Here is a 26,657-nt window from a genome sequence, read left to right as displayed (position 1 = left end):
GACAAGATAAAGTTAAGAATTTGGCTTTACAAACCTCTTATTTTATCTTTAAATGGTAAGATCCATTTTTTATGCTTAAAAGATTCTTTTTGCTGATATAAATCGACACTAGAATCTATAAACGGCGCAGGAGCTCTCCCATTTAAAGACACCATACTTTCGGCATACACCTCAACCTGATTATAACCTTGACGTTTATAATGGTCTCCCAGATAATGCGCATATTCTAATATAAAATCAGGCTGAAAACTCATTTGCTGTTCTTGTCGTGGGGTTAAAAACTCCGAATTATCGATTAGACATTCCTCCCCAGTTTCCGAATCTATAACTCTAAACTCCGTGACTCCCGATTTTTCGATTAAAGACGTACGCCAAGAGAATAAATACCCTTCTCCCGTCCAAAACAATTCGCCTTCGTATAACATATAACGTAAGGGAAACAACAGTTGAAACACAAAGAATAATCCAACAATAAATATGGGTAAGGGCGTACTGTATTGAAAATCCTTTGTCATTTTTAGTGCAGAAGACAAATGTAGACCGTTGCGAATGGGCGACAAAAATGTTCTTAGCGTTAAAAGTCCTTTTTGATGCCATTGCGAAGAGAAAAATATTGGAGCGCAAAAAACAAGTATTAACGGAAACATCCCTAGTGGAAATAAAGCCTGGGAGAATAGCTGATTCGCCACCAGTAAAAGAAAAGAGATTAAGCGCGTGCGTTTATAGAGTAACAGAAAAGGAATGGCTAATTCAAAAATCATAAAACTCCAACTCACGACATAATGAAACCAGCTTGCTTGCAATATGGACGGACCAATAAATGGAATGTTAGTACTTGTAGATAACCATAACTCTAAAGGCATGGCATGGTATAACCAATCGGAATTTAATTTTGCTAAACCTGAGTACAAGAAAACGATAAAAAATAAAAATTTCACACTGTCTACACACCATTTTGGAATGGTACGATAGGATCGTCTCGTAAACAAAGAATCGACAGAAAAGGATGCACTGGCCGGTAAAAAAACCATTAAAAAACTCAAAATCATTATGAAATAAGACGCCGATTGATACATTGTTTTATCCATAAATTGAATATACGTATAACTTAAAAAGAAGGTAATTATAGAAATACGATACTTAAAGCCAAAAGCCACAAAGACGGATGAAATGGCACAAATTGCAAACAAAGCGTAGGTATAGAAACCAAAAGGTCTTACCCATTCGAAACCATAAAATGTAAAATGAAATTTTGGTTCTAAATACAAAGATTCTATCCAGCCTTTCTGCCAAAAAATAATTAAGCTTATACACATTAAAAGTCCAAAACACACGCGGAACACCACTAAAGGTGCCGGACTTGTTGTTTTTAGAAAATATGTATTTAAATTCATCTTAAAAGATTAGAAGTGTTTTTGACTGCATTTACAATATAACTTCGCGTACTATAAATGTTAGGTATTCCTTCAAATTTCTAAATATTTTTTAGGATAGATAAACAAAACACGGAATAATTATAAAATAATTCTTGATATGTCATATGTAACAGACATTAAATCGCCTCATAGAACTCATTTTAAACACCTTAAAATCAAAACATTTCTTTTTTTTAATTATAACATCTTTCCTAATGTATCGGGAACAGCTCTTATTATCCGCCTTGACCTCGATTAAATCACGTATTGTTGAGCACATTTCACATTCATTCCGCTAATTAAAAAAATAAACACCAATTTCTACTCGTTTATTAAACTTTTCGAAATTGGTGTTTCTTTAATAGTAATAGAATTTATCGTCTTCCGCCACCACTACGAGAACTACCTCCCCGTGGTTGTCGACTGCCACTAACATTCATTCTCTGTCCTGCAAAACTTCCAAATTTATAGGTGAAGTTTAACATAAAATATTGTTCTAAAATATTGCTTTCAACGTCCTGAATATAGGTTTCTGTTACCGAGCGTCGGTAGCCATTATTCTTGCCTAGCATATCGTAACCGACAAGAGTTAGAGTTGCTTTATTGTCCCATAACTCGATACCCAAACCTGCATTCCAGAAAACGGCATCACCATCAAATTCATCTCCAACACGACTATTATAACGGTATGAGACTTTATTTGTTAAGAATACATTTTTAAGAAAAAATATAGATGCTTCAAAGTTCACGTCTTGAACAAAGTATTTATTATCGGTAAAATCGTCGGTATCATAAACAATATCGGTTGATGAATAACTGTAAGATGCGCTAAGATCTAATTTATCATCGTACGAATATTTAAACGAAATAGATGGTCTTATATTCGTGGTTTTACCTGAAAACTCGATCCCATTTTGTATCGATAACGAGTTTTTGTAAGAACCATTCAATCGTCCATTAATATTCATATTTGTTTTCTTACTATAAAATGATTTAGAAACAGCGACGTTTCCTGTGTAAAAATAATCCCCATCAATATTATCGTAAGTCGTATACTTAATTAAATCTTCGTCTGTAATTGTTGAGCTAATAATTTTATCTTGAACAAAGTTAGCTCTAAGATTTCCCGTAATGTTAATATTATTGTAAGCTAGGTTATTCTGATATTGAAAATTTATATTATGATTTACCTCGGGTTCTAAAAACGGGTTACCAATAAGAATATGAGTGATATTACTTTCGTCTAAAACGGGTTGTAACTGACTTACAGATGGCAAATTAACACTCTGATTATAATCTAGATTAATATTCTTATAACCATTCTCATCACGGTATCGAATTCGTCCTGAATAGGTTGCATACTCAAAATCTGCTTTAAAATCGCGAGCTTCAACCAATTTATCTGTATAGTTTCTATAGGTATTTGTATAACCTCCTTCTAGTTCGAAACGGAAATCACGATACTCGTAGCGTAATCTTAAAGCAGGTCTAATTGTTGTGGTCGTGTATTTACTATCTGAACTTAAAATGTCGTTAAAATTGCTGTAAGCGTCTTCATCTTCATCAAAGTCGTAAATAAGTTTTTCATTTTCTTGAGAATTTACACTAGCCGTATATCTAGGCATAATTCTAAAATTAGTAAACAATTCCTTACTCCAAAATACGCGTAACCCAATATTACTACTGTAAGTATCTGTATTATTTATTTGATCTTGAATAATAGTTGCATTTTGTCTTTCGATATAATTTTCGGAATAACTCTTACTATCGGAATTTCCCTTAGCAAAATCGGTACTGATTGCCATGTTTAGATAATCTCTTTTCCCTGTAACCGTGGTTACGCCAAACTCATTATTAATATTATAGTTATCGGATTGAGATTGATTTTCGGAATAATAATCGCTAACTAAATCGCCGTTGGTATACTCTGACTTTTTAGTAGTTAACGAGCCAGATTCTGAACTGCTAGTATTTACATTGATATCGTTAGATATCTGAACCTTATTGTTAGACAATTTATTTTTTGGAGGAATAATAAATTTTAAGTCACCTCCTGCTTTATGGTTATCTGAATCGCTAATGCTTTTAGTTTCAGAATCGGTAATATAATTGAAATCGGGTAAAAAATTCTCGGTATGACTTATTTGTTCCCTATTATTACTTTGAGCACTATATCTGTAATTACCATTAATACGTGTTTCATTCCATTTTCCTTTGCTAAAATTAGCACCGACAAAATCCGATTCTATTTCACCATTACTCGTATCTGTATCCGGGAGGGCGTTAAAACCTCTAGTCATATTAATATTGTTAGTTCCTCCGATAAGTCCTATTTGTTTCCCTTCAATTAATTTAAAAATATTGGCATTGGCTTGGTATTTATCATCGGTTCCATATCCCACTTTAACATCTCCAAAAGTGGCTCTATTTTTTCCTTTTTTAATGGTAAGGTTTATTTCTTTGGTCCCAGAATCCGATTCCTCTCCAGTAAATTTCTGATTATTGGTTTTGTAATCTGTAACCTGAACTTTACTAATAACATTACTCGGTAGATTTTTTAATGCAATCTCTCCGTTTTTTTCGCCAAAAAAGGCCATCCCATCTACGTTTATGGCTTCCACCTCTATACCGTTCATGGTAATATTTCCATCGGTATCTATTTCAATCCCAGGAAGCTTTTTTAGTAAGTCTTCGGCTTTATCGTTTGGTAAAGTTTTAAAACTGTCGGCATTATACTCTATAGTATCCTTCTTAATTAATACCGGAGGAGCTTGCGCAATAATGGACACCACATTTAATTCTTCGACTTGTTCTTCTATAGTGACAACACCCACATTTAATTCTTTACCAGTAGGCACAGTAATATCCTGCGTGTAAGGCTTGTATCCCATATAAGCAATATTAAGAATCGCTTTAGAATCGTCTTCTGTATTTACTGGAAATGAGAATTCACCATCTTTATTAGTAATCCCGTAGGATATGGGAATACTGTCTTGTATACTTTGCAGATATACGGTGGCACCTTCTAAGGCGGTTAAGTCTTTATCTTTTACAGTACCCTCTAAAGTGAACTTTTGTGCAAATAGTGATGCTGAAAAGGATAAGCAAATTAAGACTAAAAGTAATTTTTTCAAAATATCAAATATGGTTAGGTTTAACGGTTAGACCTTACCAACTTGAAAATGTTTAACCTACAAATGTTAAATAAACCTTAAAGAAATATTTAGTGATAGGTTTTAAAAATTTTAGTTGCTTCGTTATACGCACTTTCAAAACTTAATGCGTTTAACTGATTTTCTTTCTTTACAGTAAAATAAGACAGTAATTTCTCGGTAGGCATATTTCCTGTAAGCTCGTCTTTTGCCATCGGGCAACCACCAAATCCTTGTATGGCGCCATCAAAACGTTTGCAACCGGCGTGGTAAGCGGCATCTACCTTTTCGAACCATGAATTAGGAGGCGTATGCAAATGCGCACCAAATTCGATATCGGTATATTGCGGAATTAAATTAGAGAATAAATAATCTATAGTTTCTGGTGTAGAAGATCCTACGGTATCACTTAACGATAGTATTTTTACACCCATATTGCTTAAACGCTCGGTCCAATTGGCAACCACATCTACATTCCAAGGATCCCCGTACGGGTTTCCAAATCCCATAGAAATATATACCACAACCTCTTTGTTCCTCTGATCGGCGATATTTAAAATCTCTTGTAAAGTGTCTACCGATTCGGCTATGGTTTTATGCGTATTACGCATTTGAAAATTTTCTGATATAGAAAAAGGGTAGCCTAAATAATCAATATTTTTATGGCTTGAAGCGTCTTGTGCGCCACGTGTATTAGCGACAATAGCCAGCATTTTACTTTTGGTTTTAGACAGATCTAATTGCGAAAGCACTTCGGCTGTATCACACATTTGCGGTATGGCTTTAGGCGACACAAAACTTCCAAAATCTATAGTATCGTACCCCACTCGCAAAAGCGATTGAATGTATTGCACCTTACGCTCGGTTGGAATAAAGGCTTTTATACCTTGCATCGCATCTCGCGGACACTCTATTACTTTTACACCGTTTGCCATTAATTATTAGCGTTTAGATTATAAAAATACTATTATTTTTCTGAAATTAATATGAATATTGCAATCCCCGTAAATACAACCACTTGCATCCACTTTAAGAATGGCCCAACCCCTTTGTGCTGTTTTATATATTCGGATATTGCGCCCGCTAAAATTGCCAAAACTGAAAAAATCACAAATGAAATCCCCATAAAAATAAAGCCTAAAATATAAAACTGTTTTACAGTGCTTAAGGTATTACTAAATAAAAAACCAGGGAAAAAAGCAAGAAAAAATATAGAGACTTTCGGGTTTAACACATTCATAATAAAACCCTGTTTAAATAACTGAGTCCAGGTTTTGTCTGGAACATTATCCGAACTTAATAAAACTTCGGCATCGCTTTTATACACTTTATACGCGAGATAAAGTAAATAGGATGCTCCTAGTATTTTTATAAACCAGAAAATAGAATCTGATGCCTTTATAATAGCCGATACGCCAAAAGCAACCAATGTGGTATGCACTAAACAACCAGAGATTAATCCGAAAACAGTAGCCAAACCAAACGATTTCCCATTGGTTATACTTTGCATTAATACATAAATATTATCCGGACCTGGAGCAAGGGCCAAAATAGCCGTAGCAAAAGCAAACGACACTAATACGTCTACATCCACGAGCTTAGTTACGTTTTAAGATAGCCTTATTAATGGTTTTAACAAGCGATGGCCCTTCGTAAATAAATCCTGTATAAATCTGTACTAAAGTCGCACCAGCATCCAGTTTTTCTAGAGCATCTTGGGCAGAGTGAATTCCTCCCACCCCGATAATCGGAAATGCTTTATTACTTTTTTCACTTAAGTATTTAATAACTTTAGTACTCTTCTCTTTAACCGGTTGTCCGCTTAACCCTCCATTTCCGATCGCTTCAAGCGCTGTTTCCGATGCTTTTAAATGACTGCGATCCACAGAAGTGTTCGAGGCTATAACACCATCCAGTTGGGTTTCTTTTACCAAATCGATAATTTCATCCAATTGCACATCATTTAAATCTGGAGCAATTTTAAGAAGTATTGGTTTTTCTTTACCAAAGGTTTTATTTGCTGTCTTAACGGTATTTATCAATTCTAGAAGATAATCTTTATCATTTAATTTAGCATGGCTTCCTACATTTGGACAACTTACGTTAAGCACAAAATAATCGACATACGGGTGTAACATATTAAAACATGTTATATAATCTGCTGTATAATTTTCTGGAGTAGTTTGTGTATTTTTACCAATATTCCCACCGATAAGAATTTTACCTTTATTCTTTTTTAGTTGCGTAATGGCTGTTTCGACACCTTCATTATTAAAGCCCATACGATTGATTAATCCTTGATCTTCAATCAGTCTAAAAATACGTTTTTTAGGATTTCCTTCTTGAGGAATTGGAGTAACTGTTCCTATTTCTATAAAACCAAATCCGAAGTTTGCCAATTCGTTATACAACACGGCATTCTTATCGAAACCAGCGGCTAAACCTACTGGATTTTTAAATTTTAATCCAAATACTTCACGCTCCAACTTTTGGTCTTCAACAACAAATAATGCTCTAAATAAACTTGGTACTAATGGGATTTTAGAAAGAAATCGCACCATAGAAAATGTAAAGTGATGAACTTTTTCGGGGTCTGAAGAAAAGAATAGAGGGCGAATTAATAATTTATACATGGATGATTTATTTATGCAAAAATACTTTTAATTAAAAAATCCTACAATTCAAAAAGCATAAATAATTAATAATAGTATTTTTGTTTAAAATCGAAGTCCTCATGATAAATAAACAACACCTAATAGACCGTTTTGTAAGCTACATTACCGTAGATACAGAGTCGGATCCAGAAAGTAATACAACCCCAAGTACAGAAAAACAATGGGATCTTGCTAATGCACTTGCCGAAGAATTAAAAACCATCGGGTTAGAGGATGTTTCTATAGACGAGAACGCATACATTATGGCTACGCTACCGAGTAATGTAGATCACGATGTGCCAACTATAGGATTTATTTCTCATTTCGATACCTCTCCAGATTTTTCTGGAGCTAACGTAAAACCTCAATTTGTAGAAAATTACGACGGAAAAGATATTGTACTGAATGCCGAGCAAAATATTATTTTATCTCCAGATTATTTCGAAGATTTGCTTTTATATAAAGGACAAACCCTAATCACCACCGACGGAACCACTCTTTTAGGCGCCGATGACAAAGCTGGAATTACAGAAATTGTAACAGCAATGGAATATTTAATACAGCATCCGGAAATTAAACATGGAAAAATTCGTATAGGTTTTACACCAGATGAGGAGATTGGTCGCGGTGCTCATAAATTTGATGTCGATAAATTTGGAGCAGCATGGGCATACACTATGGATGGTAGTGAGATTGGAGAACTAGAGTACGAAAATTTTAACGCTGCAGGCGCGGTAGTTACTGTAGAAGGAAAAATTGTTCACCCTGGATACGCCAAAGGAAAAATGGTTAATTCGATGTACATCGCTACCGAATTTATAAACTCTTTACCACGTTTAGAAACGCCGGAACATACAGAAGGCTATGAAGGCTTTTTCCATTTAACCGATATTAATGGGGAAGTAGACAGCACCGTTTTAAAATATATTATTCGCGATCACGATAAGGAACATTTTGAAGCACGTAAAGATATGATGCAAAAACTAACCCACGAGTTAAATACGCAATATGGTCGTCACGTGGTTTCTGTCGAAATAAAAGATCAATATTATAATATGAAAGAAAAGGTGGAGCCTGTAATGCATATTGTTGATCTTGCTGAAGAAGCCATGAAACAAGTTGGTATTACACCAAATATAAAAGCCATTCGCGGTGGTACCGATGGTTCTCAGTTAAGTTATATGGGTTTACCTTGCCCTAACATTTTTGCTGGTGGACATAATTTCCATGGCCGTTACGAATATGTCCCCGTAGAAAGTATGATTAAAGCTACTGAAGTGATTTGTAAAATTGCCGAACTTACAGCCAAACAATAACCGCGTTAGCGATTGCAGTGGCATCCTTTTTTAGCTTTTATAAGCGGCTAAAAAAGATATAACGTAAAGCGCGACCTTTATGGTAACGCCAAAATTTAATGTCTGATGAATTTAAACCATTTGTCAGACATTTTTTTATTACACTATTCTGGACTTAACAGATTGAGGGATTTACATTCCGAAAAAAATAGTGGTATATTTACAATACAATTTTGCTATAAATATATTTAGGCTTCAACAATGCAAAGGGTAAGCCATTACTACAGGTATAATACCTAGTGTTTTGGTATCTTGGCAAGTATTTTGCAGTCTAAAATTACAATACTTTAAATAATAAAATGACCGATAATATTTTTGTATACCGATTTAATAAAATGACTAATGACGAGCTTGAAGCTATTAGTTTTAATGAAGATGTATATACTAACGAAGCACGATTAACCGCTTTAGATATTTTAAAAAGTAGAGATGTTAATTCTGAAGCCATCAACACGACTCATAGTGCTTTAATGGCCGAAAAAGTTGCCCAAGAAAAGATTGTTATAGAAAATACACCTAGTCCTACTGCAACGTTTATAGATATTGAAAACGTAAAATCTGAGACTAAACCATTGCCGAAGTTATATTCTAAAACATTAATTTTGGTTATTTCAATCTTATTCTCTACGCTTTTTGGAAGTGTATTATTAATTTTAAACCTAAAAAAAACAGGGCATTCTAAAGCACGAAAGCTAGTCTTGTTATTTAGCGTATGCTACCTTTTTGTTCCTTTTATATTAATCACCTCATTTAATTTAGATCCCAACGTCGCACTGCTTGCGAATGTTCTTGGAGGTTATATTCTAACTGAATATTTCTGGAACCAATACATAGGAAAAAATACGGAATACAAAAGGTTAGATTGGGCTAAGCCGGTTTTAATCATGTTGGCCATAACCATACCGCTTGCCTATATTGTTCTTAAAAGCGGTGGCGCTTTATAAGATTTTCAGATTTAACAAAATTTAAAGCATAAAAAAATCCTTCCAATAATTTGGAAGGATTTTTTTATATCTAAACGTATTTATTATTTATTTAAATACATTCTTCTTCGCGAGTAAATATTGTAAAACTCGTCGTCTCTTAAGTTATCTATAAATAAGATGCTTTCTCCAGTACTTTTCATCTCAGGTCCTAGTTTCTTATTTACTTTATGAAATTTATTAAAAGAGAATACAGGTTGCTTAATCGCGTATCCTTTTAATTCCGGCTTAAAGTCAAAATCGGTTACCTTCTTCGCTCCTAACATTACTTTAGTTGCATAGTTTACGTAAGGCTCTCCGTAAGCTTTCGCTATAAACGGTACCGTACGAGATGCTCTTGGATTGGCTTCGATAATATATACTAAGTCGTCTTTTACAGCGAACTGAATATTTATTAAACCAACAGTATTCAAGGCTAAAGCAATTTTCTTAGTATGGTCTTTAATTTGTTCCATAACTAAATCTCCTAATGTAAAAGGTGGTAGCAATGCATTACTATCTCCCGAGTGGATTCCACAAGGTTCGATATGCTCCATAATTCCGATGATGTAAACATTTTCACCATCGCAAATTGCATCGGCTTCAGCTTCTATTGCACCATCTAAATAGTGGTCTAGAAGTAACTGATTTCCTGGCATTGTGCTTAATAAGTCTACAACGTGTTTTTCAAGTTCTTCTTTATTAATTACAATTTTCATCCCTTGACCTCCTAGAACGTAAGATGGACGCACTAAGATTGGAAAATCTAGTTTGTCTGCAATCGCAGAAGCTTCATCTGCTGTAGTTGCAATATCAAACTCTGGGTAAGGAATATTATTTTCTTTTAACATATTAGAGAACAATCCGCGATCTTCGGCTAAATCTAAAGCTTCAAAACTGGTTCCTAATATCTTAACACCGTACTTGGTTAATTTTTCAGCAAGTTTTAAGGCCGTTTGACCACCTAACTGAACAATAACACCTTCTGGTTTTTCATGCTTAATAATGTCATAAATATGTTCCCAAAATACTGGCTCGAAGTATAATTTATCGGCTGTATCGAAATCTGTAGATACGGTTTCTGGGTTACAATTAATCATGATGGTTTCGTAACCACATTCTGCAGCGGCAAGTACACCGTGAACACAACAGTAATCGAACTCGATTCCTTGTCCGATACGGTTTGGACCAGAACCTAAAACAATAACTTTTTTTCTATCTGTAACAACACTTTCGTTATCTGCATAACGATTACCATCGGCAGTTTCTACATCACTTTCAAAAGTAGAGTAGTAATATGGCGTTTTCGCTTGAAATTCTGCAGCACATGTATCTACTAACTTGTATACACGATTTACACCAAGTTCTTCACGTTTACTATACACTTGACTTTCTAAACAGCCCAACATGTGCGCTATTTGTCTGTCTCCATATCCTTTTTGTTTTGCTTCTAAAAGCAAATCTTTTTGAATGGTATCGATTTTAAATGTAGAGATTTCATTTTTAAGCATATGTAATTCTTCATATTGCTTTAAGAACCACATGTCTATTTTTGTGATTTCATGAATTCTACTTAACGGAATGCCCATCTCGATTGCATCGTAGATAATAAATACACGATCCCAAGAAGCATGTGTTAACTTCTCGATAATTTGTTCGTAGTTTTTATTCTCTTTACCATCGGCACCTAAACCGTTACGTTTAATCTCTAAAGATTGCGTTGCTTTGTGAAGCGCTTCTTGGAACGAACGTCCAATACCCATCACTTCTCCAACAGATTTCATTTGAAGTCCTAAAGTTCTGTCTGAACCTTCGAATTTATCAAAATTCCAACGCGGTATTTTCACGATTACATAATCTAAAGTCGGTTCGAATAAAGCCGAAGTCGATTTAGTAATCTGATTGTTTAATTCATCTAAATGATATCCAATAGCCAATTTCGCCGCAATTTTCGCAATAGGATAACCTGTTGCTTTTGAAGCTAAGGCAGAAGAACGCGATACACGAGGGTTAATCTCGATAGCGATAATATCTTCGTTTTCATCAGGAGAGACAGCAAACTGTACGTTACAACCTCCTGCGAAATCTCCAATATTACGCATCATATGGATAGCCATATCACGCATTTTTTGGAATGTTTTATCACTAAGCGTCATCGCTGGTGCTACGGTAATAGAATCTCCTGTATGAATTCCGATAGGATCCATATTTTCGATAGAACAAATAATAACCACATTATCATTTGCATCTCTAAGCAATTCCAATTCGTATTCTTTCCAACCGATTAAAGCTTTATCGATCATAACCTCATGAATTGGAGAAATCTCTAATCCGCGGGTTAATAATTCGTCGAAATCTTCTTCTTTATAAACAAAGGAAGCCCCTGCACCACCTAAGGTGTAAGATGCTCTAATAATTAAAGGAAAACCAAATTCTTGTGCAATTTCTTTACCTTTTAGGTAAGATGTAGCTGTTGCTTGTGGTGCCATTGAGACCCCAATTTTAAGCATTAACTCTCTAAACTGCTCTCTATCTTCTGTAATATTGATGGCATCAATATTAACACCTATAATATCAACTCCAAAATCTTTCCAAATTCCTTTTTCATCAGCCTCTATACATAAATTAAGTGCTGTTTGCCCACCCATAGTAGGTAAAACGGCATCAATTTGAGGATGTTCTTCAAGAATTTTTACAATCGATTTTGTAGTTAACGGCAACAAATATACGTGATCGGCCATAGATGGGTCGGTCATGATAGTTGCTGGATTCGAATTTATTAGTACGGTTTCTATTCCGTCCTCGCGAAGCGATCTTAAGGCTTGAGTTCCTGAATAATCGAATTCACAGGCTTGCCCAATTACAATTGGTCCAGACCCTATGATAAGAATAGATTTTAACTTTGGATTTTTTGGCATTGTATTATATTAAGATATTTCAAAAGTAGTTATAAAAACGAGATATAAAAAAAGGCGTTACCATTAAGTAACACCTTTCTATTATATCAACACATTGATATCATTATTTTTTATGTCTTGATTCAGAAGATACAGACAGTTTCTTTCTTCCTTTAGCACGTCTACGTGCTAATACCTTTCTACCATTGGCAGAAGCCATTCTTTCTCTAAAACCGTGCTTGTTTCTTCTCTTTCTTTTTGATGGTTGAAACGTTCTTTTACTCATTGTCTTGTATCTTTAAAATCTTCAATATTCTATCTAAACGAAGTCTTGATGGTTTCTTCAAAACTGCGGGCAAATATACAAAGACTTTTTTATTACACAAACCTTATTTTAAAAATATTTTTTAGTAAAATTTTTAGTTTCTTTGTAGAGTCAAATTTAGCGTACAAATGATTCGATTTTTTCTCAAGATATTAGTAGTAACCTTAATAGGCACCTTTAGCACATCTGCCCAATCTTTACTGCAATATCGCTTAAAAATTGGAGACAGCATAACTATAATTCAGAAAGCCACTCAAAATATAGTAAGACAAGAGCAAGGTAACGCACATAAAATATTAAATAATCTCGAAGAGAACTACACCTTTAAAGTCTCAGATAAAACAGACAGCACCTATACATTAGCATTTCATTTTAATCAGTTTAAACTAAAAACAACCTCTAATAAATATGGTGTGATGGTAGATGTAGATACTGCTAAACCTGTTAAAGAGGACGATACAGAAGGAAAAATATTTGGTGGACTTACAAATTCGGAACTACAAATAGAGATGTCTAATTCTGGTAAAATAATACAGGTACAAGGCGCAGAAAAAATGATTAGTAATATGATTAATTTATCTGGAGTACAAGACGAATTTACTAAACAACTTATGATTGAGTCGATGAAATCTGAATTTGGTAACGAATCTTTATCACATAGTTTTGAGCAACTCACACATATTTATCCGAAACAAAAGGTAAGCATTGGAGATACTTGGACTAATGAATATACAGGAGACATTCAATCTAAAAACACTTGGACCCTAGAAAAAATAACCGATACAGTTATTTTAAATGCCAACTCGACCTTAAGCATGAGTATTGAAGACGAGTTTTCTAACCTACTATTAAAAGGAAAACAAAACATTGTAGTTATAGCAGATAAAAACACCGGTTTTATAAATGAAATGACCGTAAATGCTGAAGCGAGCAATGCATCCGATATAAAGGAATCGCAGAATAATCCAACAAAAATAACATCTACAACAACTTATAAAATTAAATAAATACTTATGTACAACAAGAACTTAAAATTAGTTATCGCCGGTTTAATTATTGCATACGCTGTCTTTCAGTTTATCGAAGGAAACATTGGAAACGGTATCATGCTAATCTTACTTTCAACTATTTTCATCTTTCTATATTTTAAAAATGAATTTATTCTGTTAGCGTTTATGAAGCTTAGAAAACAAGATTTTGAAGGTGCGACAAAATGGTTAAACAAAATTAAAAATCCAGAAACGGCTTTAGTTAAGAAACAACAAGGCTATTACAACTACCTACACGGCATAATGATTTCTCAGACCAACATGAATGAATCTGAAAAATATTTAAAGAAAGCTGTTGATTTAGGTTTAAATATGGATCATGATTTAGCTATGGCTAAATTAAGTTTAGCAGGAATAGCTTTATCTAAACGTAGAAAACAAGAAGCTACAAAATTATTATCTGAAGCCCAGAAATTAGACAAGCAAGGTATGTTAACCGATCAGATAAAAATGATGAAGGAAAACATGAAGCGTGCACAAGCACCTAACCAACATTTTGGAGGACACAGACAGCCTCGAGGTGGAAGACGATAGAAATCCGCTTTAAAAGCATAAAAAAACGGCGTTGAATATAAAATTCAGCGCCGTTTTCTATTTGTGTCCAATTGTATATTTTTCTACTCTTTATAAAATCCTTTGTTCGGAATTTCGATCTTATATAATTTTCTTGAACTATTGTTTAAAAACGATTCTCGCAACCATGGATTATGAATCTTTAAAATCTTGTAGTTTATACCAAAACCTTTAGCAAAATTTGCGAAATCTGTTACCGCCGTATCCACTTCAACCGTATACGATGGGACCAAGTTATATAAATCCTTATCTCTAAAATTGAAACCATATTTTAAAGGATTCTTCATAATCTCTTTTAATGCCACAATTCTAAACACATAGCGACCAGTTTCTTGCCCTAGTAATAAATCGTAATAATCACCTACTAACTGATCTTCTAATCGCGAACTTACACCTCTATTCCCCGCATTGTAGGCCGCTGCAGCTAAAGTCCAACTCCCTAATCGGTCTTTAGATTGTTTTAAATACTCGCACGCCACTTCTGTAGCCATTTCTAGATTATAACGTTCGTCTACATTATCGTTTATTTCCAGTCCGTACTCTTTTCCTGTAGTTTTCATTATTTGCCAAAAACCACGTGCTCCCGCTGGAGACACTGCATTTGTTAAACCACTTTCTATAACTGCCAAATATTTAAAATCGTCTGGTATACCATGTTTCTTTAAAATAGGCTCAATTACTGGGAAGTATTTGTGGGCACGTTTAAATAATAACAAGGCATTTGATTGCCAATAGGTATTAACTAACAGTTCGCGATCCATGCGCTCGTATACATCCGGATCTGTTAAGGGTAAAGCTTCGCCCGCAAAATCCAGTTTCTCTGGCATGGTCAAAGCATATATATTATAATCGTTTAATTGTTTTTTTTCAAAATTTTCATCGGTTCCAGGGTCTTGAACTGCATTTATCGATAATGCAACTACACTCAATACACCTGCAAATAGTAATCCTTTTTGGATACGCTTCATATATAATTAGTTTTGTTTAAAAGTAATAATTCACATCAAATTTTAAGCCACGTTATCGCCTAAAATTAATTTCGGAAGGTTTTCATTAAACCATTTAAATTTGTTTAAAATCATAATATGTGTACCGCCTTCTATCTCAATACAGTCGGTTATATACTGAATTGGAAATACGGCGTCTTTTTTACCGTGAATATGAATTGTGTTAGGAAGTGGCTCCTTTTGTTCCCAGCAAACCACTTGTTCTATAGCCCAATCTAAATAATTCTTATCACGAACAGAAAGGTATTTTTTATATAGTTTAACACGCTTTGTTGCCGCATCTCCAAACGTATACTTAGCGTAAGTCTCGAAATCTTGCACTAAATGCGTGGGTAAAAACTTATACATTTTAGTGGCCTTAGCTAATTTCATACGTTTTGGTAATTCGTACTTGGTTAACACACTAGAAATCACAATAATTTTACGTGTTTTTATATGCTTACTCATTTCTTGCACCAAAATCCCTCCAAAAGACACCCCTACTAAAACAGGATTTTCCTCTTTAATATTTTTACACAGGCGTTTTGCATATGCCGACAAACTTTCTTTTGATTCTGGCATAATCCATTCTAACAAATGTATTTTAAATCGATCTTCTGCCAACTCTATATATTCAAAAATTGAAGAATTCGCCGCCATTCCAGGCATAAAATACACATGTATTATATCTTGACTCATAAGGCATTAAACTAATAAACACTATAATATTATAATAAAATTCCGTAAATTTGCAACAGGTTTTTTATGAAACCCAAAAATAGTGAATTCTATTTTCCTCCCACTACTACGTTCGTTAAAAATATGATTATGATAGAAACAGCAGAAGTAACAGACAACGATTTTTTACGTCAGTTTGAATACAAAATTGACAACGATTTAGCAATCATAGAATACTCGCTCCAAGAACGAAAGATTTTTTTAACCAAATTTATTGTCTCCGAAGAACACGACAATGAAGCCTTTAGAGACAAGTTTATAACCTTAGTACTAGAAAACATCCAAGAGAGAAACTTAAGCGTTATGCCCACTTGCCCTACTATAGTGAAGTTTATAAGAAAACATAGACAATACAGAAGTATGTTACCTATAGGTGTAAGAATTTAAATATTACAAAAAGAGCCACTTTAAAGTGGCTCTTTTTAATTTTATGCTGATGCACTGGCTTTAACAAACTCAAACCGAACCATACCATCTTCGTCTATTTTTGTTAACGTTACATCCTCCAATGTATTTACTAATTCCGGATTCCAAGGTGCTTTTACTTTTACATAATTTTCTGTAAAACCATGTATGTATCCCCCTTTATTCTCGCCTTCGAATAACACGGTGTGTGTGCTTCCTAACTGACTTTCGTAGAATGCTCTTCGTTTCTTAACCGATAAGCCTCGAAGCATCTTACTACGTTTACTACGCACCTTTTTAGACACAACACCTTTCATGTTTGCCGCTTCTGTATTATCACGTTCAGAGTACGTGAACACATGTAGATAAGAAATATTTAATTCATTTAAAAAATGAAAAGTTTCTAAAAATAATTCATCTGTTTCCCCTGGAAATCCAACAATAACATCTACGCCTATACACGCATCTGGCATCACTGTTTTAATTTTATTTACGCGATCTACGTATAATTCTTTCATATAACGACGACGCATTAATTTAAGAATCTCGTTACTTCCGCTCTGTAATGGAATATGAAAGTGAGGTACAAACGTTCTGCTTTTCGAAACAAAATCTATAGTCTCGTTTTTAAGTAAGTTAGGCTCTATTGATGAAATTCTTAGACGTTCAATACCTTCAACAGTATCTAATCCTTTTACCAATTCATAAAACGTATGCTCATGTTTTTTATTACCAAACTCCCCTTTTCCGTAATCTCCAATATTAACTCCGGTTAACACAATTTCTTTAATATTCTTTTCAGAAATTTCTTTGGCATTTTTAAGTACATTCTCCAACTCGTCGCTTCTAGAGATTCCTCTAGCCAATGGAATGGTGCAATACGTACATTTATAATCACAGCCATCTTGTACTTTTAAGAAAGCGCGTGTTCGGTCTCCAATAGAATAACTCCCCACGTAAAAGTCGGCATCTTCTATTTCGCAAGAATGGACTTCTCCAAAATCGTTTTTAGACAAATCGTTTAAATAGTCTGTGATTTTAAATTTTTCAGTAGCTCCAAGAACTAAATCTACGCCATCTACATCTGCTAATTCCTGTGGTTTTAATTGGGCGTAACACCCTACAGCAGCAACAAATGCATTTGGGTTTACCTTTTGTGCTTGCTTCACAATGGTTTTAAAACGCTTGTCTGCATTATCGGTTACCGAGCAGGTATTAATAACGTAAATATCTGCAGGATCCGAAAAGTCTACACGGTCAAATCCTTCATTTTCAAAATCTCTTGCAATGGTAGAGGTCTCAGAAAAATTTAATTTACAGCCTAAAGTATAAAAAGCAACTTTTTGTCGAGTCATAATATTATTTCTAAAAGAATGCAAATTTACAAAAAAACTACGGTGTAATGGCTAATTCCCTCGTAATACCAAAGCATGGGATAAATAGCATGTTACGAGAAGGTTTTCTAACCTTAAAAAAACAAATAAATGTAAAGGCTTGCTTCTTTTATCTTATAATACGCTTACTTTTGATATTCTAATCTTTTTATCACAATTCTCTTTTACAGTTTATGATATCAGTTTTAAAAACATGCTCTACATATTTTAACAAATTCTTGCTTATATGTTTTGGAAGTCTATTATTAACACATTGCGCTTCCGACACCAAAGAAACCAAAGACAACCTTGTATTTAGATATAACGAACACAAAAACATTGGTTCTCTAGATCCTGCATTTTCTAAAGACATAGCAGATATTTGGGCGACAAATCAATTGTTCAATGGGTTAGTCCAAATGAATGATAGTATGCAAGTGGAACCAGAAATTGCTAAATCATGGATCATATCTGAAGACGGATTAACCTACACATTCACTTTGAGAGACGATGTCTATTTTCATAAACATAGTTTATTTGGACAAAACGCTACACGAACAGTAACAGCTAAAGACTTTGAATATAGCCTAAACCGCTTGCTAGATCCGCAACTAGGATCGCCAGGTCGCTGGGTTTTAAATAAAGTAAACGCATTTAATGCGGTTAATGATAGTGTTTTAAAAATTGAATTAAAACAGCCTTTCCCGGCATTTCTCGGACTCCTAACAATGAAATACTGCTCGGTTGTTCCTAAAGAAATTGTAGAACATTATGGTAGCGCGTTTAGATCGCACCCGATTGGTACTGGACCTTTTTATTTTAAACGTTGGGAAGAGAATGTAAAACTTGTATTTAGAAAGAATACATCGTATTTTGAAACAGACGCAAAAGGAAAACATTTACCGTATTTAGAAGCCGTTGCTATTACTTTTTTACCAGACAAACAAAGTGAGTTTTTACAGTTTGCACAGGGTATTATAGACTTTGTTTCCGGATTAGACGCCTCTTATAAGGATGAAATTTTAACAGCAGACGGAAATTTAAGAACGCGCTATACCTCGGAAGTGAATATGATACGTGGCCCCTATTTAAATACTGAATATTTATCATTTTATATGGATTCTGAGCTCACTGAAATTCAGTCGGAATGGCTTCGGAAAAGTGTGAATTACGGATTCAATCGTAAGAAAATGATGACCTATTTGCGAAACGGTATCGGAATTCCTGCACACGGAGGTTTTATTCCAAAAGGATTAGCAGGTTATAATGATGCTATCGGATTTGAATACAATCCTGAAAAAGCGAAAACGTATTTGGAAAAATTTAAATCAGAAACGGGTATACAACATCCTGAAATTACAATTACTACAACTAGTAATTACTTAAGCTTTTGCGAATACATACAGCGGGAAATTCAGAAAACAGGTTTAACTATACATATTAATGTGGTGCCACCTTCTGCGTTAAAAGACGCAAAAGCAAACGGAAAATTAGATGTATTTAGAGCCAGCTGGGTCGCCGATTATCCAGATGCAGAAAATTATCTTTCCCTTTTTTACAGTAAAAACTTCGCTCCAAATGGACCAAATTATTCTCATTTTAAAAGTGAATTATTTGATACGTGGTACGAACAATCTTTTACAGAAACGAATACTATTAAGCGAGAAACACTATATACCAAAATGGATTCTTTAGTCATGCAACACGCACCAGTTGTACCGTTATTTTATGATGAAGTTGTTCGTTTTACAAGAAAAAATGTTTCCGGATTAGGTATTAATCCTACAAACTTATTAGAGTTGAAGCACGTACAAAAACATGACTAACCTCTCCTATACTTTTTAGTTTCCTCAAACACATATTCTAGGATGGCTTTATCAATATCAGAAAATTCTAAATTTCGTCTTTTCATGACCACTTCGGCCACTTCAAAAGCTTTTTTAGTGGTGTAAGTTGTAAATCCGTTACTGCCTCCCCAACTAAAACTTGGCACAAAATTTCTAGGATATCCAGCACCAAAAATATTCGCATTTACACCAACAACGGTTCCCGTATTAAACATGGTATTAATACCACATTTACTATGATCGCCCATCATTAAGCCACAAAACTGAAGTCCTGTTTTGGCAAAATTTTCTGTTTCGTAACTCCATAATCTCACTTCGGCATAATTATTTTTCAGGTTAGAATTGTTCGTATCTGCACCTAAATTACACCATTCTCCTAATACTGAATTTCCTAAATACCCTTCGTGACCTTTATTAGAATTTGCAAATAACACAGAATTATTTACCTCGCCTCCTACTTTACTAAAAGGACCAATAGTTGTAGGACCGTATATTTTAGCTCCCATTTTAATCGCTGCACTTTCGCATAACGCAAGAGGGCCTCGAATTAAACTTCCTTCTAAAATCACAGCATCTTTACCTATATATATAGGACCTTTAGAAGCATTTAGTGTTACAAAATTAAGCTCTGCACCTTCTTCAATAAATATATTTTCGGGCGCTATGGTATTTACAGTAGCCGGTATAGGCTGAGAAGTACGTCCTTCTGTTATTAAATCAAAATCCGCTTGAATCGCGTCTTCGTTTTTAGAAAAGATATCCCACGTATGTTCTACCTTTAAACAGTCATCATTATACTCTATAGCATCGTAAGACTCAAAATCTATATCTTCTTGAGTATCTGTCGTAAAAAATGCAATTACATCTTCATCTTTAAAAATTGCCTGATTAGGCTCTAATCCTCTTATTAATTCCATCAACTGGGCATTAGGAAGATACGAAGCATTAATCATAACATTCTCATCCATCTCCACCATCGGATATTTCTCGGCAAGATAATCTTCGGTGATGGTCGTTGTAGTTCCTCCCAGGTAAGTTTCCCATTTTTCACGTATGGTTAAAATACCTATTCTTATATCGGCAACAGGTCTTGTATACGTAAAAGGCAATAGACTATTGCGCGAAGGACCATCAAAGAGAATATAATTCATGATTCTGTTTTTTTAAAGTAAAAATAAAAAAGCCTTTCAGAATCTGAAAGGCTTTAGTAAAATATATTTGTGCTAAATTATTTTTTGAATTTAGCGTATTTGTTTTTGAATTTATCAATACGACCTGCCGTATCAATTAATTTAGATTTACCTGTATAGAACGGGTGTGATGTTCTTGAAATCTCCATTTTAATTAAAGGATACTCAACACCATCTACTTCTAATGTTTCACTTGTATTAGCAGTAGATTTAGTTAAAAACACATCCTCATTCGACATATCTTTAAATGCTACTACTCTATAATTTGCTGGATGTATATCTTTTTTCATCACTAAATGTTTTAATCTTATTCAATTTTTGAGATTGCAAATTTAAATAAAAATTATTATCTCACAATCTTTTTTCGAATTATTTATTTAAGTTTCTTTTTGTAACGTTTTACTATATTTGTTAACTAACTATTTTAAACCAACTAATTCAAGTTCAAATTTATGGAAAATTCTTTAAAATCTATGGCTGCCACCTACGGTATTTACTTAGCCATTTTATTATCTGCTATTACAATAATAGCATATGTTGTAGATCTAGAAATATTAACCAGTATGTGGGTAAGTGCCGGTGTATTTATTGTAATTATAGTATTCGGAATTTTTTCTACAACCAAAGCTAAAAAAGCACAGAACGGATTTATCACTTTTAAAGATGCGTTTACAGCATACTTTACAACGGTAGTGATTGGCGTTATAATTAGTACTTTGGTAAGTATTATTATTTTTAATTTTATAGATCCAGATGCTGCCGATTTTTTAAAACAACAGATTATTGAAAAGTCGACTGGAATGATGGAAAGTTTTGGAGCACCACAAGAGCAAATAGACATTGCCATTGCCGAAATGGAAAAACAAAATCAGTTTGCAATTGGTAATCAATTAAAATCTTTAGCCTTTTCAATTATATTTTATTGCATCGTGGGATTAATAATTGCCTTTGCAATGAAAAAAACTGACCCAGAAGCCGTTTAATTATAGTATTTTTGATGCTTTTAAACGTATAAAACGCATAGATGAATATATCAGTAGTCATACCACTACTTAACGAACACGAATCTTTACATGAATTATACGATTGGATTGCACGCGTTATGCAATCCAATCGGTTTTCATACGAAGTCATTTTTATAGATGACGGAAGTACAGATGACTCTTGGAATATTATTTCTGAACTCTCTAATTTACACCCCGAAGTAAAAGGCATTCGCTTTTTACGCAACTACGGAAAATCGCAAGCTTTACATGCTGGATTTTCAAAGGCTATTGGTGATGTTATTATTACCATGGATGCCGATTTACAAGACAACCCTGAAGAAATCCCCGACCTCTACAACATGATTGTTACTGATCGTTACGACATGGTCTCGGGATGGAAAAAGAAACGTTACGACTCCGTAATTTCAAAAAATTTACCCTCAAAATTATTTAATTGGGCCGCACGAAAAACTTCTGGAGTTAAACTTCATGATTTTAATTGCGGACTAAAATCATATAAAAAAGATGTGGTAAAGAATATTGATGTAAACGGAGAAATGCATCGTTACATTCCGCTGTTAGCAAAAAATGCAGGATTTTCTAATATTGGAGAAAAAATTGTACAGCATCAAGCCAGAAAATATGGCGAAACAAAATTTGGTATAGAACGCTTTATTCATGGCTTTCTAGACCTAATCACCATTTGGTTTATTTCGCATTTTGCAAAACGACCAATGCATCTTTTTGGTGCATTAGGAGGCATAATGTTAACCATTGGTTTCGGATTTTCTGTATATTTAGGAATTGATAAAGTTTTTCTAAATCCATATGGTAGACTTATTACCCAACGTCCACAATTTTTTATTGCTTTAACCACGATGATTCTTGGTACTCAATTTTTTGTGGCTGGATTTTTAGGCGAGCTTGTTTTAAGGTCTAAACCAAACAGAATTAGATATAAAATTAAGAGTGAATTAAATCTAGACGATAAATAATAACAATTTAACGCCCTTTTAATTCTTAACATTTAACGAATTACTTATTTTTACTGACTATATATTTAAAAACTTATGATTAACATTGAACCAGAATTATTAGAACGCGTAAACACATGGTTAACACCTGCCTTTGATGAAGATACTCAAGCTAACATTAAAGACTTAATTGCGAACAATCCTACAGATTTAAAAGAAAGTTTTTACAAAGACTTAGAGTTTGGAACGGGTGGTATGCGAGGTATAATGGGAGTCGGAACAAACCGAATTAATAAGTATACGCTAGGAAAAAACACGCAAGGTTTAAGCAATTATTTACACAAAAGTTTCCCTAACGAAACAATAAAAGTAGCTATTGCTTACGATTGTAGACACAATAGTAAAACATTAGCAAAAGTAGTTGCCGATGTTTTTTCAGCAAATAATATAGAAGTTTATCTTTTCGAAGATTTACGTCCAACACCAGAATTATCTTTCGCGGTAAGACATTTAAACTGCCACTGTGGTATTGTTTTAACAGCGTCTCATAACCCGCCAGAATATAACGGATACAAAGTATATTGGCAAGATGGTGGCCAATTAGTTCCTCCACACGACGATTTAATTGTAAAAGTAATTGACAGTTTAGATTATTCTGAAATTAAATTTGAAGAAAATACTGCACTTATTCATTACATAGGAGAAGATGTAGATAATGCGTTTATTGAAGCCTCTATAGCAAACGGAAGTTACACAACTGCCGAAGCTAGAGAACAATTAAATGTTGTATTTACTCCACTTCACGGAACCTCTGTAACATCAGTACCCCAAACATTAAAGCGCGCAAGCTACAACCACGTTCATATTGTAAAAGAGCAAGAAGTACCAAACGGAGATTTCCCAACCGTAAAATCGCCTAACCCAGAAGAACCTGAAGCATTAAAAATGGCTTTAGATTTAGCCGATAAAACAGGATCTGATATCGTAATTGGAACAGACCCTGACTGTGACCGTTTAGGTGTAGCTGTACGTGACTTAGATGGTAAAATGATTTTATTAAACGGAAATCAGACCATGTTATTAATGACGGATTTCTTACTTAAACAATGGAAAGCAAAAGGTAAACTTAAAGGCAACGAATTTATCGCATCAACCATAGTATCTACTCCAATGATGCATCAATTAGCAAAAGCTTACGATGTAGATTACAAAATTGGACTGACAGGATTTAAGTGGATTGCAAAAATGATTCACGATTTCCCTGAGCAAACTTATGTTGGTGGTGGTGAAGAAAGTTTTGGGTATTTAGTTGGCGATTTTGTTCGCGATAAAGATGCCGTAACGTCTACCCTATTGGCTTGCGAAATTGCAGCACAAGCAAAAGCAAACGGAAGCTCTATGTATAAAGATTTACTAGATCTTTATGTCGCACACGATTTATACAAAGAACGCTTAATTTCATTAACGAAAAAAGGAATTGAAGGTGCTCAAGAAATCACTCAAATGATGGTTGATGCCCGCGAAAATCCAGTTTCAGAAATCAATGGTTCTAAAGTTGTAAGCGTAGAAGACTACCAAACATCTACTATTAAATACTTAGCAACAGGGAAAGAAGAAACTATCGATATTCCTAAATCTAATGTTATTATTTATTACACAGAAGACGGTAGTAAAGTAGCCTTAAGACCAAGTGGAACGGAGCCTAAAATTAAATTCTATATTAGCGCAAACACCCCATTAGACAGTGCAGATAATTTTAAAGCGACTGAAGCAAAATTAGAAGCTAAAATTGATGCTATTATTAAAGATATGAAACTTAGTTAATGAGTTATTTTAAACAGATATTTAGATTCGCTAAACCTTATAAAGTTTATGCGATTCTAAATATCATTTGTAATATATTTTACGCCCTTTTTGGCACTTTAGCCATGGTTTCGTTATTCCCAATGCTAAATGTATTGTTCGACAAAACGAAACAAATAAATACTAAACCCGTCTGGGAAGGCTTTGCTGGTATAAAAGATTATGCCGAGAACTATCTAAATTTCTTTGTCACACAAAAAGCAAACGAAGGTAGTGATCAGGTGTTATTTTTTATGGTAGCCTTAGTTGTAAGCATGTTTTTATTAAAAAACTTCTTCAACTATTTAGCCATGTATTTTATCACCTATTTACGAAACGGCGTATTAAAAGATCTTAGAGATACACTCTACGATAAATATTTAAATTTACCATTATCCTTCTTTTCTGAAAAGCGTAAAGGGGATAGTATTGCTAGAATTTCTAGTGATGTTCAAGAAATCCAAACGTCATTTTTATCCATTTTAGAACTCATCGTTAGAGAGCCTTTAATGATTATTTTCACAATCGTAGCCATGTTTATGATTAGTGTAGAACTCACCTTTTTTGTCTTTGTTTTTATTCCTGTAAGTGGTTTCCTGATTTCAATCATTGGAAAATCGTTAAAGAAGAAATCAGATAGAGTACAAAGAGAACAAGGAATGTTTTTATCTGTGGTAGAAGAAACTCTAGGCGGACTAAAAGTTATTAAAGGATTCACTTCGGAAGGTGTTTTTAGTAAACGTTTTAGAGATTCAACCTTAAGATATTACAATTTTTCGAATACCTTATTAAACCGTCAGAACCTAGCATCGCCTACGAGTGAAGTTCTAGGAATTACCGTAATCTCTATATTACTTTGGTATGGCGGACGAATGGTTTTAAACGACAACAGCTTAGACGCAGGATTATTTATTGTTTACATTGGACTTGCCTATAATATATTAACGCCAGCAAAAGCCATTAGTAAGGCGAGTTATGGTGTTAAAAAAGGTAACGCCGCTGCAGAACGTGTTTTAGAAATTTTAAACACAGAATCGCCTCTAGAAGATAAGCCTAACGCCAAAGTAAAAACTGAATTTAATCACGATATTACATTAAATAATATCTCCTTTAAATATGAAGACGACTTGGTTTTAAAGCAGTTTACTTTAAAAGTACCTAAAGGAAAAAGTGTTGCGCTTGTAGGACAATCTGGAAGTGGAAAAAGTACGATTGCAAATCTTGTTACACGTTTTTACGATGTTAACGAAGGAATCATAACTATAGATGGCGAAGACATTCGCGATTTAACGAAACATTCGCTTCGAAGTTTAATGGGCTTAGTGACTCAAGATTCAATATTGTTTAACGACACCATTAAACAGAACATTCTTTTAGGAAAAGAAAATGCCACAGATCAAGAAATAATCGAAGCGCTTAAAATTGCAAATGCCTGGGAGTTTGTAAAAGATTTACCACTTGGTATAGAAACTAATATTGGAGATTCAGGTAATAAACTATCTGGCGGACAAAAACAACGACTAAGTATTGCTCGTGCCGTTTTAAAGAATCCTCCAATAATGATTTTAGACGAAGCCACCTCTGCCCTAGATACAGAAAGCGAACGTTTGGTACAAGATGCATTGGAGAATATGATGAAAAACAGAACCTCTATTGTTATCGCCCACCGCTTATCTACCATCCAAAGTGCAGATACTATTGTAGTAATGCAAAAAGGAGAAATTGTAGAACAAGGCACCCACGATGAGCTAATTCAGAAAAATAACGTATATAAGAAACTCGTTAATATGCAAAGTTTCGAATAATAAACTTAGTACTTATAATTAAAAGGATAAACCGTTTCAAAATCGTTTATCCTTTTTTTATTGCAATTTTTAAAGTTTGTTACAATTTTTTCTAACTTCAAATTAAACTTTTTATATCTTATACTGTCT

The 26,657-nt window shown here is 34.1% G+C and carries 22 protein-coding genes; 10 read left to right on the top strand and 12 right to left on the bottom strand.

Annotation, left to right across the window (positions count from 1 at the left end; translation table 11 throughout):
- Window positions 1-26 precede the first annotated feature (26 nt).
- The 5 genes from AC0UBM_RS13590 to AC0UBM_RS13570 all read right to left on the bottom strand — a co-directional run bounded on the left by AC0UBM_RS13590 (window position 27) and on the right by AC0UBM_RS13570 (window position 7,200).
- A complete protein-coding gene (locus AC0UBM_RS13590; protein WP_475688958.1) occupies window positions 27-1,394 on the bottom strand; it encodes an HTTM domain-containing protein in 1,368 nt (455 codons plus the stop codon).
- 395 nt (window positions 1,395-1,789) lie between these two features.
- Window positions 1,790-4,549, bottom strand: a complete 2,760-nt coding sequence (locus tag AC0UBM_RS13585; RefSeq protein WP_475688957.1) for an outer membrane beta-barrel protein — start codon at window positions 4,547-4,549, stop codon at window positions 1,790-1,792.
- Between the two features lie 89 nt (window positions 4,550-4,638).
- Window positions 4,639-5,502, bottom strand: coding sequence for a hydroxymethylglutaryl-CoA lyase (locus tag AC0UBM_RS13580; RefSeq protein ID WP_475688956.1), 864 nt, complete (start codon window positions 5,500-5,502; stop codon window positions 4,639-4,641).
- 32 nt (window positions 5,503-5,534) lie between these two features.
- Complete coding sequence (locus AC0UBM_RS13575; protein WP_475688955.1) at window positions 5,535-6,161, bottom strand: LysE family translocator; 627 nt, start codon at window positions 6,159-6,161, stop codon at window positions 5,535-5,537.
- A gap of 4 nt (window positions 6,162-6,165) precedes the next feature.
- On the bottom strand, window positions 6,166-7,200 hold the full coding sequence (locus AC0UBM_RS13570) for a quinone-dependent dihydroorotate dehydrogenase (protein ID WP_475688954.1): 1,035 nt from the start codon (window positions 7,198-7,200) through the stop codon (window positions 6,166-6,168).
- 101 nt (window positions 7,201-7,301) lie between these two features.
- Between AC0UBM_RS13570 and pepT the strand changes: the two genes are divergently transcribed.
- Together pepT and AC0UBM_RS13560 are read left to right on the top strand one after the other, a co-directional pair.
- Entirely contained in the window at window positions 7,302-8,537 is a 1,236-nt protein-coding gene (pepT, locus tag AC0UBM_RS13565) for a peptidase T (RefSeq protein ID WP_475688953.1), read from the top strand.
- 338 nt (window positions 8,538-8,875) lie between these two features.
- Complete coding sequence (locus AC0UBM_RS13560; protein ID WP_475688952.1) at window positions 8,876-9,520, top strand: hypothetical protein; 645 nt, start codon at window positions 8,876-8,878, stop codon at window positions 9,518-9,520.
- Between the two features lie 83 nt (window positions 9,521-9,603).
- On the opposite strand, the gene carB is transcribed toward AC0UBM_RS13560, so the two are convergent.
- Complete coding sequence (carB, locus tag AC0UBM_RS13555) at window positions 9,604-12,456, bottom strand: carbamoyl-phosphate synthase large subunit (RefSeq protein WP_434035390.1); 2,853 nt, start codon at window positions 12,454-12,456, stop codon at window positions 9,604-9,606.
- Window positions 12,457-12,559: 103 nt separating this feature from the next.
- Window positions 12,560-12,721, bottom strand: a complete 162-nt coding sequence (gene rpmH / locus AC0UBM_RS13550; RefSeq protein WP_038527912.1) for a 50S ribosomal protein L34 — start codon at window positions 12,719-12,721, stop codon at window positions 12,560-12,562.
- Between the two features lie 167 nt (window positions 12,722-12,888).
- Here rpmH and AC0UBM_RS13545 point away from each other — a divergent pair, with 167 nt between their 5' ends.
- Entirely contained in the window at window positions 12,889-13,767 is an 879-nt protein-coding gene (locus AC0UBM_RS13545) for a DUF6263 family protein (protein WP_475688951.1), read from the top strand.
- Between the two features lie 6 nt (window positions 13,768-13,773).
- Window positions 13,774-14,343 (top strand): DUF2892 domain-containing protein, encoded by a 570-nt coding sequence (locus AC0UBM_RS13540; protein ID WP_434035388.1) that lies wholly within the window; start codon window positions 13,774-13,776, stop codon window positions 14,341-14,343.
- Window positions 14,344-14,426: 83 nt separating this feature from the next.
- Here AC0UBM_RS13540 and AC0UBM_RS13535 read toward each other — a convergent pair whose 3' ends face one another.
- On the bottom strand, window positions 14,427-15,350 hold the full coding sequence (locus AC0UBM_RS13535) for a lytic transglycosylase domain-containing protein (RefSeq protein ID WP_475688950.1): 924 nt from the start codon (window positions 15,348-15,350) through the stop codon (window positions 14,427-14,429).
- A 42-nt stretch (window positions 15,351-15,392) separates the two neighbouring features.
- Entirely contained in the window at window positions 15,393-16,067 is a 675-nt protein-coding gene (locus AC0UBM_RS13530; RefSeq protein WP_414037203.1) for an alpha/beta hydrolase family protein, read from the bottom strand.
- Between the two features lie 129 nt (window positions 16,068-16,196).
- Between AC0UBM_RS13530 and AC0UBM_RS13525 the strand changes: the two genes are divergently transcribed.
- The gene (locus AC0UBM_RS13525; RefSeq protein WP_414037204.1) at window positions 16,197-16,493 is read left to right on the top strand and encodes a GNAT family N-acetyltransferase; all 297 of its coding nucleotides are present in this window, start codon (window positions 16,197-16,199) and stop codon (window positions 16,491-16,493) included.
- 41 nt (window positions 16,494-16,534) lie between these two features.
- On the opposite strand, the gene mtaB is transcribed toward AC0UBM_RS13525, so the two are convergent.
- Entirely contained in the window at window positions 16,535-17,866 is a 1,332-nt protein-coding gene (gene mtaB, locus AC0UBM_RS13520; RefSeq protein ID WP_475688949.1) for a tRNA (N(6)-L-threonylcarbamoyladenosine(37)-C(2))-methylthiotransferase MtaB, read from the bottom strand.
- A 212-nt stretch (window positions 17,867-18,078) separates the two neighbouring features.
- On the opposite strand from mtaB, the gene AC0UBM_RS13515 reads away from it, so the two are divergent.
- Window positions 18,079-19,710 (top strand): ABC transporter substrate-binding protein, encoded by a 1,632-nt coding sequence (locus tag AC0UBM_RS13515; protein WP_475688948.1) that lies wholly within the window; start codon window positions 18,079-18,081, stop codon window positions 19,708-19,710.
- On the opposite strand, the gene AC0UBM_RS13510 is transcribed toward AC0UBM_RS13515, so the two are convergent.
- Window positions 19,707-20,882 carry a GlmU family protein gene (locus tag AC0UBM_RS13510; RefSeq protein ID WP_475688947.1) on the bottom strand — a complete coding sequence of 392 codons (1,176 nt, stop codon included), beginning with the start codon at window positions 20,880-20,882 and terminating at the stop codon, window positions 19,707-19,709. The genes AC0UBM_RS13515 and AC0UBM_RS13510 overlap by 4 nt on opposite strands.
- Window positions 20,883-20,959: 77 nt before the next feature.
- Window positions 20,960-21,211, bottom strand: a complete 252-nt coding sequence (locus tag AC0UBM_RS13505) for a type B 50S ribosomal protein L31 (protein ID WP_299782015.1) — start codon at window positions 21,209-21,211, stop codon at window positions 20,960-20,962.
- A 162-nt stretch (window positions 21,212-21,373) separates the two neighbouring features.
- Between AC0UBM_RS13505 and AC0UBM_RS13500 the strand changes: the two genes are divergently transcribed.
- The 4 genes from AC0UBM_RS13500 (at window position 21,374) to AC0UBM_RS13485 (ending at window position 26,528) form a co-directional block, all read left to right on the top strand.
- Window positions 21,374-21,904 (top strand): DUF4199 domain-containing protein, encoded by a 531-nt coding sequence (locus tag AC0UBM_RS13500; protein WP_475688946.1) that lies wholly within the window; start codon window positions 21,374-21,376, stop codon window positions 21,902-21,904.
- Between the two features lie 41 nt (window positions 21,905-21,945).
- On the top strand, window positions 21,946-22,902 hold the full coding sequence (locus AC0UBM_RS13495) for a glycosyltransferase family 2 protein (protein ID WP_434035382.1): 957 nt from the start codon (window positions 21,946-21,948) through the stop codon (window positions 22,900-22,902).
- Window positions 22,903-22,977: 75 nt separating this feature from the next.
- Complete coding sequence (locus AC0UBM_RS13490) at window positions 22,978-24,705, top strand: phospho-sugar mutase (protein ID WP_475688945.1); 1,728 nt, start codon at window positions 22,978-22,980, stop codon at window positions 24,703-24,705.
- Window positions 24,705-26,528, top strand: coding sequence for an ABC transporter ATP-binding protein (locus AC0UBM_RS13485; RefSeq protein ID WP_475688944.1), 1,824 nt, complete (start codon window positions 24,705-24,707; stop codon window positions 26,526-26,528). Before AC0UBM_RS13490 ends, AC0UBM_RS13485 begins: the two co-directional genes overlap by 1 nt.
- Window positions 26,529-26,657: the final 129 nt, after the last annotated feature.

The sequence above is a fragment of the Formosa sp. F44 genome (genome assembly GCF_056238645.1).
Note: the sequence above shows the minus strand (reverse complement) of the source record. Positions and strands in the feature narration are given on the sequence as shown.